Origin of the sequence: Nostoc sp. S13, assembly GCF_029379315.1 — a bacterium.
GTDB lineage: Bacteria > Cyanobacteriota > Cyanobacteriia > Cyanobacteriales > Nostocaceae > Nostoc.
Genome location: NZ_JAQYWQ010000165.1, coordinates 1 through 11301, shown reverse-complemented (window position 1 = coordinate 11301; position 11301 = coordinate 1). Strand labels below are relative to the sequence as shown.

9 protein-coding genes are annotated in these 11301 nt (G+C 42.4%); 6 read left to right on the top strand and 3 right to left on the bottom strand.

What is annotated here, in order from left to right:
- Nucleotides 1-110 precede the first annotated feature (110 nt).
- Nucleotides 111-1013 carry an EboA family metabolite traffic protein gene (locus tag PUQ00_RS30255; RefSeq protein WP_300423451.1) on the bottom strand — a complete coding sequence of 301 codons (903 nt, stop codon included), beginning with the start codon at nt 1011-1013 and terminating at the stop codon, nt 111-113.
- A gap of 474 nt (nt 1014-1487) precedes the next feature.
- On the opposite strand from PUQ00_RS30255, the gene PUQ00_RS30250 reads away from it, so the two are divergent.
- Both PUQ00_RS30250 and PUQ00_RS30245 read left to right on the top strand, forming a co-directional pair.
- Nucleotides 1488-2690 carry a 3-dehydroquinate synthase gene (locus PUQ00_RS30250; protein WP_300423450.1) on the top strand — a complete coding sequence of 401 codons (1203 nt, stop codon included), beginning with the start codon at nt 1488-1490 and terminating at the stop codon, nt 2688-2690.
- A 29-nt stretch (nt 2691-2719) separates the two neighbouring features.
- Nucleotides 2720-2923 carry a hypothetical protein gene (locus PUQ00_RS30245; RefSeq protein ID WP_300423449.1) on the top strand — a complete coding sequence of 68 codons (204 nt, stop codon included), beginning with the start codon at nt 2720-2722 and terminating at the stop codon, nt 2921-2923.
- Between the two features lie 167 nt (nt 2924-3090).
- Here the strand turns inward: PUQ00_RS30245 and PUQ00_RS30240 are convergent, their stop codons facing one another.
- Nucleotides 3091-3432: a HigA family addiction module antitoxin gene (locus PUQ00_RS30240; protein WP_300423448.1), complete on the bottom strand. Its 342-nt coding sequence runs from the start codon at nt 3430-3432 to the stop codon at nt 3091-3093.
- A 10-nt stretch (nt 3433-3442) separates the two neighbouring features.
- Nucleotides 3443-4141, bottom strand: a complete 699-nt coding sequence (locus PUQ00_RS30235; protein ID WP_300423447.1) for a YdcF family protein — start codon at nt 4139-4141, stop codon at nt 3443-3445.
- 309 nt (nt 4142-4450) lie between these two features.
- Here PUQ00_RS30235 and ctpB point away from each other — a divergent pair, with 309 nt between their 5' ends.
- The 4 genes from ctpB (at nt 4451) to PUQ00_RS30210 (ending at nt 11247) form a co-directional block, all read left to right on the top strand.
- Nucleotides 4451-5791: a carboxyl-terminal processing protease CtpB gene (gene ctpB, locus PUQ00_RS30230; protein ID WP_300423445.1), complete on the top strand. Its 1341-nt coding sequence runs from the start codon at nt 4451-4453 to the stop codon at nt 5789-5791.
- A gap of 351 nt (nt 5792-6142) precedes the next feature.
- A complete protein-coding gene (locus tag PUQ00_RS30225) occupies nt 6143-7201 on the top strand; it encodes a glycosyltransferase (protein WP_300423444.1) in 1059 nt (352 codons plus the stop codon).
- A 711-nt stretch (nt 7202-7912) separates the two neighbouring features.
- Nucleotides 7913-9898, top strand: coding sequence for an EAL domain-containing protein (locus PUQ00_RS30220; protein WP_300423443.1), 1986 nt, complete (start codon nt 7913-7915; stop codon nt 9896-9898).
- Nucleotides 9899-10551: 653 nt separating this feature from the next.
- Nucleotides 10552-11247: a response regulator transcription factor gene (locus tag PUQ00_RS30210; protein ID WP_292762893.1), complete on the top strand. Its 696-nt coding sequence runs from the start codon at nt 10552-10554 to the stop codon at nt 11245-11247.
- The last annotated feature ends 54 nt before the right edge of the window (nt 11248-11301 follow it).

Here is an 11301-nt window from a genome sequence, read left to right as displayed (position 1 = left end):
CATTGGGCATTGGGCATTGGGCATTGGGCATTGGGCATTGGGCATTGGGCATTGGTTCTTTTTCTCATCTCCCTCATCCCCACTCCCCACTCCCCACTTCTCACTCCCTTTTATTTGTAACCAAAGAGGCGTTGGCGCAGCCCGCCGCAGGCATCGCGGCTAAAACTGCTCCAAGTCAGATTACCTTGTTGAATAGATGACTGTAAATCTGGGTAACGTGAAAGTAATACTTGCGCTTGGGGTAAAAGAGACTCAGCACAAGCTAACGCTGCTGCTGCTTGCTCGTCTATATCCCCATTAGCTAGTACTTTTTCCAAATCTGTAATGATTGCGCTATCCGCAAACCGCCCTACAGCTCGCCAAAGTTCTGGCGTAACTGAGCGTTTAGCTGCCCAACGTTCATGGGCATAATCTGCCAACATCCTCGCCAATTCTGGGTTAGCACGCCGATCGAGACCCCAAATTAGATGCAACGGACTGCCGACAAACACAGCCTTCAGCACCATCTGATTCCAAGCAGCATTATCTAAATAATCCCCTGGATAAGGGTTATGCAGTGCTATGGCTTGGAACACATTACTCATATTACTGCGAATTCCCTCAGCAGTACGGTGGCGATGTAACTCTGGATGTGGTAGAAGCGGCAAACTTTGATAAAGGACAACTAACTCCCCCATATCGGCAGTGGAGAAGACTTGATCAAGCGATCGCACATACCCCTGGGCATCATCGTGGGGCAAAGCTAGAAGCAAGAGTGTGCGACCTGCTTGATCTACACTCCAATGACCAGGATACCAACCGGGAATCATATCCTGTGCTGCTTCCAAGTCCTGGAATGTTAGCTGCAAATCCTGTTTACCTGAATAACGCGGCACAGCACTAAAAGCTGTAAAAAAGACTCGTTCAGCAGCGCCGCTAGCAATCTGTGCCTGCTTCTGTTCTAGCCAAGCAAAAGCTTTCTCTGAAATAGACTTTGACAGCCAGTGATGCAGTAACTTGTTTACTTTACTCATGATGAATTTCAGACAAGTTGCCCAACTTTTTTTTGACAACTAAGTATAAAATCTACCACTAAACTTGATAATTTGTGATTGAGGCAGCTAAATAATATACTCCTGAGTTGATAACTTCACTGAATCTATAAAAATCCCCTGATTTTAAATAAGATACTGTAAAGATACCATTTTGATTAGATAAATCCTAAAATTATCTTACGGAGAAAAATTAGAATTTTATGTAATAATGATTTACCTTACCAACCTTAGATATAAAGTCTAGGCATCAATATAAATTGTAACTTAATGTTTTTTTCAACTTTATCTACTAGGATAAAGGCGCTTAAATATGATTTATTTAATATCTAGAATTGGTTTAGTAAATCATTTTAAGACTGAAGTGTTAAATGGATTTTTTGTGTTCACTTTCCTGCCAATTATAATTGGATAATCGCATCTATTTACAATTACTTAAAAAGCAATAATATTCCAATGGCTATTCAACAAAAAACTGTTCTTAATCTGCAACCAATTAACCAATGTGTCCGCGTGACCTTCAATTATGATGTTCACTTCACTAGAGGTCTGTTTCAATTAGATAATCCTTTACTCGCACAAGTGATTACCGCAGATAGGGAGACAACCCCAAAACAAGTCCTAGCAGTGGTAGATGCAGGATTTTTACAGTATCAGGATGGGTTGCTCAAAAAATTATCAATTTACGCCCAGTATTATGAAGATGTACTGACGTTGAGCGGTGAGCCGATAGTAGTTCCAGGTGGAGAAACAGTCAAGAACGATTCTAGATTTATAGAGCAAATTCATCAGCAGATCAATGCATCTGGATTGTGCCGTCACTCCTATGTCTTAGCAATTGGAGGCGGAGCCGTCCTAGACATGGCAGGATACGCAGCAACAACAGCTCACCGAGGAATTCGGCTGCTACGAGTACCGACAACAGTATTAGGGCAAAATGATTCGGGTGTAGGGGTAAAGAACGGAATCAACGCCTTTGGTAAGAAAAACTTTTTGGGTACATTCATGCCACCTCATGCTGTCTTGAATGACTTTGATTTTCTTACTAGCCTTGATGATCGAGATTGGCGATCGGGTATTGCAGAAGCGGTGAAAGTAGCGCTGATTAAAGATGCATATTTCTTCGATTTCATTATGACTAATGCCGATAAATTGGCTAATCGAGACATGGACATAATGGAAAAGCTAATCTATCGCTGTTCCCAGTTGCACTTAGAGCATATTGCTAGTAGCGGCGACCCTTTTGAAATGGGTTCATCGCGTCCTTTAGATTTTGGACACTGGGCTGCTCACAAACTAGAGCATTTAACTAATTACAGTCTACGTCATGGTGAAGCTGTAGCGATCGGCATTGCTTTGGACACGACGTATTCATATTTAATAGGGCAACTCTTGCAATCTGAGTGGCAAATGGTTCTAAGTACACTCAAGAAATTAGGTTTTACCTTGTACGTATCAGCACTGACAGAGCAATTAGATCAACTAGACCATCCGCACTGTATATTTAGGGGGCTTACCGAGTTCCGTGAACACTTGGGAGGAAAATTGACAATCACCCTTCTACAAGGAATCGGACAAGCAATTGAAGTTCACCAGGTGGATTTTTCTTTGTATAGAGATGCTATTTTGATGCTGCAAGATTGGGAACTTTTGCATTAATTCTCCTTTAAATGCAATCAGCAGAAGCGATGTCTAACGACAAGGCACTACCCTCATATGATGCAGGTTCATCAGAAAAACCTGTTACCCAATTCATGCGTAACAATTTCCAACAAATTCAACGATATATGTTTTGCTTTTGGGATGTTGGATATGGGTACAAGTTTGGTCTTACTGAACATGGAGATTGGGTTGGTTTGAAATATTGGAATTACATGGACTACAAACCTTGACAGCAGCCCAATAACCAAATTCAATATGGCTTGAGATGAAGCGTGCTAAGTGTCCCATTTCCTACAGAATGATCGCTAAATTATTTTTATAAAAGTGAGATGTTTTTAAACTACGCCTAATTGCGATTCTTTTATGCAAATATATTGCTTAATTTTCAAGGCGATCGCTACTTCGTGGTTTTGAATTGCGAAATACTTTTTAGTTCCTCTTCTTCTTCCTTGAGAACGTAGTAAAGTTCCCAATTTTGTTGGAGATTTAACCAAAACTTGGAGCTATTTCCAAAAAATTTTGATAACCTGATTGCCGTACTAGGTGTAATACCTCGCTTTTGATTTACAACCTCATTTATTCGCTGATCAGAAATGTGAAGTGCATCTGCAAGTTCTCTTTGGGTTATTCCCATTGGGTCTAGAAAGTCTTTAAGTAATATTTCACCATACAGCATCGGTTGGTATATGAGGTGATCGAATCCGAGCAAGTAATCAAGATAATTCGCATGTGGACGCATTACGAGTAAGTTATCTCTCCAACCCCCCTTGGTGTTCACAATGAAAACCTCGATGCTCCCAAGCTTGCATATCTACTTCAGTAAGTCTTGTCACATTTGAGCATTGCGGTTGAATAATTTGACTTAAAATCGCCCAAAATAGGCTGCGTGTTAAATCTAATGCAGTTTTAGTCCAAGATTCCCGATTACCAGGAACACCCAACTCCTGAACAATCTCTGACTCTACCCAAATACCATGAGCGCCTAAAAGAATCTGTGCCATCCATTTGGCTCTGGGTAAGTGACTTGGCGAGGTAATCAACATGACTTTATGCACTCCCCAACGCCGCAGAATCGGGATAGCATAATAAAAATTTTCAAAGGTAGAATTCGCGCACTTTTCTAACCAAACGTTTTGTAACTCTACTAATTCCGGCTGAAAAATTAACCGTATACAGGGGTCTGGGGAACCATGAGAAATTAAAATTGGGGTTTGCGGGTATTGTTTTGCTTGTTGGGCAACATAAATTTCTCGACGAATACTGCCACCAAGCACAAAGAAGGCATCTACTGGCTGCGAATAAGCAAAAACTAAGGTTATAGTAGTGAAAATCAGCCAAGCACCCAGGATAAGGTACAATCCACCAGTTAGTTTTTGTAACAATTGCCACAGATTAGCAATTTTTTTTTTAGTAGAAATTAATGATTTGATGGGAAATTTGCGTTTCATGACTTAGGTAAGAAAACATGATTTAATGGCTGTCTAACGGTGCTGCAATCGAGTGATCAAAGTGCTATCTTATAAAAGTAATCAACAAGTACAAACATGACGCTGGTAAAAGTGTCACATATTCAGTATAGCCTTCCGAAGAAGTCTAACAAACTGAGAAATGGTTGTTAATAATGCAGTATTTTCAGCATCATTCAACGATAAAAATGATTAAGGGAGCATAGCTGAGTTTGGGGTATAAAAACTTAAAGTTTTCTAGAAAGCCTGATTGTTAAACTGTCAACAACACAATTATTCCAACTGATATACATGAACCAATCTGCGAAAAGTTACTCTCCGCTCCAAGTAGCCTTGATTGGTGGAGCGATCGCCACTACTGCTGCTATATCTGTGTTCGGCCCCGCCTGGACTCGTGGTGTCCGTGCCGCTCTAGCCCTACAAGACAGCCCAAAACAGATAGTTGACCAAGTGTGGCAAGTGGTGAATCATGAATATGTTGATGCTAAATTTAATCAACAAGATTGGCAAGCAACCAGACAAAGCCTGTTGAACAAAGACTATTCTTCTCGTGAAGAAGCTTATACTGCCATCCGCGAAGCTTTACAAAAGTTGGGAGATCCTTACACGCGGTTTATGGACCCCCAACAGTTTGAAGCCCTGACTAGCCAAACATCTGGGGAAGTCTCTGGCATTGGCATTCGGATGGAAGTGAACCAAAAAACTCAGCGGCTCACTGTTGTCGAAGCCATAGAAAATTCTCCCGCCCTGAAAGCTGGAATCAAAGCAGGCGATGAAATTTTGGCAATTGACGGCAAACCCACTCTCAAAATGAAAGTGGATGATGCCTCTAAGCTAATTCGTGGCAAAGCAGGCACTCCCATCAAGCTACGCCTGGGACGCACGGGGCAAAATGCTTTTGATCTGAAGCTGACGAGGGCAAATATTGAAGTACCTACAGTCCGTTATACCCTCAGACAAGAAGGGAATCGCCGCGTTGGCTATATCCGTTTGCGGGAATTTAGCGCCCACGCCGCAGAGCAAATGCAACGAGCTATCCGCGATTTGAACACTAAGAAAGTTGATTCTTATGTCTTGGATTTGCGGGGAAATCCTGGCGGTTTGTTACAGGCCAGCATTGAAATTGCCCGGATGTGGTACGATAACGGCGGCATTGTCAAGACAGTAGACCGTGTAGGCAGCAGTGAAGAAACTAAAGCCAATCGCACTGCTCTGACAAATCGTCCTTTGGCAGTCTTAGTAGATGGTAATTCAGCTAGTGCTAGCGAAATCCTCACAGGGGCACTCAAGGATAATAAGCGGGCGGTAGTCGTAGGTGGTCAAACCTTTGGTAAGGCATTAGTACAGTCAGTTCATGAACTGGCAGATGGTTCCGGCTTGGCTGTCACCATTGCCCATTACTACACCCCTGCCGGAACTGATATTAACCACAAGGGGATTACGCCAGATATTAAGCTAGACTTGACAGAGGCACAAGAGCGTCAGTTGGCTTCTAATCCAAATTTAATCGGAACTAAAAGTGATCCACAATATGCCCGGGCGATCGCAATTCTATCAAATAAAAACTTTGCCCAGCCGCCAGCAAATCAACCGATTCGACCCATGAGCCGCGCCGGTGACTTGAAGTTTTAGGCAATGATTTGTTACTAAGTGTTTATATATAGCAATTTACAGTTGAGTGCAATATAGACCTAACCCCCAACCCCTTCCCTAAAAGGGAAGGCGAGTCAGATTCAAAGGCTCTCTCCTTTTAAAACAGAGGTCGCAGTAGTATTCCCAAATCCAAATTTCTGGAGTGATAAAAACTGCTTGATAAGCTAAATCACATCTAGTTTGCATAATCTGAAATTGTACATTTCTTGTGGGGTGGGCGTCTCGGCCGCCCAAGATATGCTTTCTTAAATGTGGAACAGCTTATATACCATTGCAGGATTTTGGTTTGGGAATACTAGCTAGTAATCCCATCTGCAAAATCTCAGATTTATGAATCATCAGCCAGTTAATGCAACCATAGCCACCAGCTTTTTACCAATGGTGTCGGTGGTTGTTCCTATTTATAACGGTGAGGCGGATTTACCAGATTTGCTCAATTGTCTATTGTCTCAAACCTACCCAACAGACCAGGTAGAGTACTTATTGGTGGACAATAATAGTAGCGATCGCACTTTCACCATTCTCAAAACATCTGCTGAAAATTGTCCAATTACAATTCACCCGTTGAGCGAAAACCAAATTCAAAGCTCCTATGCTGCTCGTAATACCGGGATTCGCGCCGCTACGGGTGAAATTATAGTTTTTACCGATGCCGATTGTCGCCCACAACCGCAATGGTTAGACGCATTAATTGAGCCTTTTGTCAACAAAGAAGTGGTAATTGTCGCTGGTGAAATTTTGGCACTACCAGGCACAACTCTGCTAGAACAACACGCAGACCGTCAAGAAACTTTGTCACAAAAGCATACCCTTGGTCACTCTTTTCGTCCCTATGGTCAAACGGCTAATTTGGCGATTCGACGCATTGCCTTAGAAAAAGCGGGTTTATTTCGTCCCTATCTTACCACTGGTGGCGATGCCGACATTTGCTGGCGGATTTTGGGGGAAAACATCGGGCGTTTAGAATTTGTCCCGAATGCGATCGTTCAGCACCGCCACCGCGCTACACTTCAAGAATTGCAAAGTCAATGGCGGCGCTATGGACGCTCAAATCGCTATCTCCACGAACTGCACGGTGTCGATTTGATGCCAGAGATGACACGCAAAGAATACGGTTATCGTTTGATACGTTGGTTGTTGAAGGAAGTACCAAGGGATATTAAAAATGCTTTGGCGCAGCCCACACTTCGACCCTTCTCTACGAGACGCTGCGCGAACGACGCACGCTCAGGGCAGGCAAGCTCAGTGACCACCGCAGGCATCGCGGGTAAAGCCACCTTTGTAGATTTATTAAATACTCCCATTGGTTTGTTCACTGCTAGAGCGCGTGCTGTTGGGCAACGAGACACCAAGCTGCCAGAGAAAGCCAAGATAATTGAGCTTTTATAACAATACTAATACAATGACTTGATTGCTCTTTTTTATCTGAAATCCTCTCATTGTGTGACATTCCATAGCATCCCATACTACTAGGCAGCTAAGTAAGAAAAAACAAACGCTCTGGTCAGTCCAAAAGCATTGACTGAAACTTTATTCTTTCATTAACTCCCAAAAGTAAATATATCTTAAGAACTATTTCCAAAGACAGACACAGCAAATATACTGTTGTTGATAAAATTTTAACTTTGATAAGTTGTATTTAATAAAGTAAAAATCTCAGCAAGTAGGGCTTGCTCCAGCTTTCCACTTTGGTTATTAATGGACAAGTCTGTGGCATTGAATAGGGCAAAGAATTGATTTGAGGGTGGACAAATTTGATTGCTCCCTCAATAGACTTATCCGGAAATGAGAACTTTATTTGGCTGAAACCTAGCTCTGGAGAGGGTTTTAGAGGTTCCTGTTTTATATAAGCTAAAAAGCCAGCTATGTAAGGGTTTCAGCTATTTTGAGGTTTATTTGTGGATAAGTCTATTATTGATAGATAAGTTAGTAAATCAATAAAGCAAGTTCTGCGATATTTATTTACAACGTGTTCGTTCTTTCAAGTAACCTGCTCCCTGCCTACTCAATAGGGTCTGGAGCTTCGATGAAGGCATGGGGTTTGCTTCCTTTGCCCTCTTCATTTACAGCTACGCTCGATAGTTTTGTAAGTTGAGCAACATGAACGTGGATGGATTTAGCCAACAGGTAGAGAAATTGCGCTCACAGGTACATGGACTATTACAATCCAATGGAACTAAGTCAAACTCACAAGAAGACATCATAATAGAGGCTTTCGAGCAACTCAACATTGCAATGGAAGAACTATTGACAGCTTCCGAGGAGTTAAAGATAACACGAGCGGCAGTAGAGAAAGAGCGCCAACGTTACCAAGATTTGTTTGAGTTCGCTCCAGATGGTTACTTGGTAACTGATACCGCCGGGATAATCCAAGAGGCGAACTATGCAGCAGCAACCTTACTCCGTGTCCGCCAAAAGTATCTAGTAGGTAAACCATTAATTGTTTTTATTGCTCAACAAGACCGCCAGTCCTTTAGCCTTCAGATGAACCGTTTGCAGCAGCTACTGAACTGGGAAATTAACTTAAAACCACGAAGAGCAAAGGCTTTCCCTGCTAGTGTGAAAGCATCTGCGGTATACAACCTTGAGGGGAAGCAGCTTGGCTGGCGTTGGCTGCTGTGCAACATCAGTGAACGCAAACAAGCTGAAGAAATGTTGTACCGAGCTAACAATGAATTAGAAATACGGGTGGCGGAACGGACAGAGGAATTGATAAAAGCAAATCAGAAATTGCTGGCTGAAATTACAGAACGTAAACGAGCCGAATCACAACTGCTGCACCTGGCGTTTCACGATGGCCTGACGGGTCTGCCAAACCGCGCTGCATTTATGAAGCGCCTAACACATGCCCTCAATTATTCAAAACGGCATTCAGATTATGTATTTGCTGTAATGTTTATCGACCTCGATCGATTTAAAGTGATCAATGATAGTCTTGGACACTTAAAAGGAGACCAATTACTGCTTACGGCTGCAAGTAGGCTAGAACTATGTGTACGCTCCATAGATACAGCCGCACGGCTTGGGGGAGACGAATTTACAATCTTGCTTGAGGGAATCCAAGATGTATCAGATGCCATCATAGTCGCTGAACGGATTCAACAGGAACTAGCGTTACCCTTTGAGCTTGGCGGACAAGAAGTGTTTATAACCGCAAGTATTGGCATCGCGTTGAGTTCGATAGTCGGCTATGAACACCCAGAAGACCTTTTGAGGGATGCTGATACAGCAATGTACCGAGCTAAGGTGCTAGGGAGAGCGCGTTATGAGCTATTTAACTCAGATATGTATGCTAATGCTCTGGCGAGATTGCAGTTAGAGTCCGATTTGCGTCGAGCAATTGAACGTGGTGAGTTTCGGGTTTATTACCAACCGATTGTTTCGCTCACTAGTGGCTCTATTTTAGGTTTTGAAGCTCTGTTGCGCTGGCAGCATCCAGAGCGTGGTCTGCTTAATCCAGCAGATTTTATTCCTTTAGCAGAAGAAACTGGACTAATTTTCTCCATTGGCAACTGGGCGTTGCATGAAGCCTGTCGCCAGATGCAAGCTTGGCGGGCGTGCCATCATTCCAACTTGCTAAAGAAAATCAGTGTCAATCTTTCCCTGAAGCAATTTTCCCAGCCGAATTTAATTGAGCAGATTGGAGAAATCTTGCATTCAACAGGTCTTGATGCTGGCACTTTAGTGCTAGAGATTACTGAAAATGTAATTGTGGAAAATGGCGATAAGGCAACTGCCATACTCTTACAACTTCGAGAGATGGGCATTGAGTTATCAATTGATGACTTTGGTACAGGCTACTCCTCATTAGGTCGTCTTTATAACTTTCCGATTACTCTGTTGAAGATTGACCCTTCTTTCATCAGCTCAATCGGCGCTAGTAGTATGAATTTAGAAATTATTGAGATAATTGTCACATTGGCACACAAGCTGGGTGTGAGTGTGCTTGCTGAAGGAGTAGAGACAAAAAAGCAACTAGCACTTCTAAGAAAGTTCAACTGTGAATATGGCCAGGGACATTTTTTCTCAGTTCCATTAAATAGCTCGGCAGCAGAGGCATTAATTATGGCAAATCCTCAGTGGTAAGGGGTATTTCAAAATAATTCGTAATTAGTTAATTGTTTATTTTTCTTACTTGTGTCCAATGGTAAAAGATTAAGCTATCAGAGAATTCCCTGTAAATCCAAGACAAAACCTGGTAATATATCCTCCGCCAATAACTGATTTGGCGACAGTAGCACTTCCTTCTCTTTTCCCTAGCGATAAATTTCCACCTGTTTACCTTTGAGGTCAATTAGCCAGCCCTCTTCTAAATATTCTTTGGCGATTCAGCTAGCTCTGGTAATTTCTTGTAGTGACAAGACCATAGTGTTTGGGTTCTAGGTGATGGCAGGCTATACAATTAATTATCCCAAATTCCCTGCTAAAGAATGTCCAACAAATAAATAGACATCTCCGAAAAAGAATGTATAGACGCGAAATTTCGCGTCTATACAAGGGTTCTAGATAACCTATATTTAATTTCTGGAGATGTCTAATGAGTATTTTTTTATTTGCAAGTCTCCTAAAAGATGACCTTGAATCAAAAATAAGGAAAAGTTGCAATTTCTATACCTTATATATACGGTCACTGAGCCACTAAACACGACAATATCTTTACCATATTTCCCTTATCGCTTTTGTTCAATGTCTGTCAACTTTCGCTAAATTGGAAAAAGGAAAACTCAAGGAAATTTTAAATGTCAGCACAATTGTTACTGGTAGATGATGAACCAGGAATACGGGAAGCCGTGAAAGACTATTTGCAAGAGAGCGGTTTCAACGTTCAAGTCGCCAGTAACGCCCTTGAAGGTTGGGAATGGATGCAGCTGAATACACCTGATTTAGTGATTTCTGATGTGATGATGCCTCAGGTGGATGGCTATCAGTTCCTTAAGCAACTGCGAGAAGACCCTCGCTTCCAAGCTCTCCCGGTAGTATTTTTAACTGCTAAAGGTATGACAGGCGATCGCATCCAAGGCTATCATGCTGGTGTTGACGCCTATCTACCCAAACCGTTTGATCCAGATGAACTGGTGGCTATAGTCGAAAATTTGCTAGCCCGCCGCGCCGCTAAGTCCGCAAGTACGGGAGATGACGCTGAAACCCCCGATCTTGCTGAACTAGCCAATCAGATTGCCCAAATTAAGGCATTGTTAACTCAAAGAAATGCCATTTCCCAATCGCCAGCCCCTTTCAAAATTGATTTGACTCCCAGAGAACAAAGTGTTTTAAACTTGGTCGCTGAAGGGTTGATGAACAAAGAAATCGCCCGTCGCTTGGAAACTAGCGTCCGCAATGTAGAAAAGTACGTCAGCCGTTTGTTTAGTAAAACTGGCACTAACAGCCGTACAGAGTTAGTTCGTTTTGCTCTAGAACACGGTCTTGCTAAATAGGCATTGGGCATTGGGCATTGGGCATTGGGCATTGGGCATTGGGCATTGGGCATT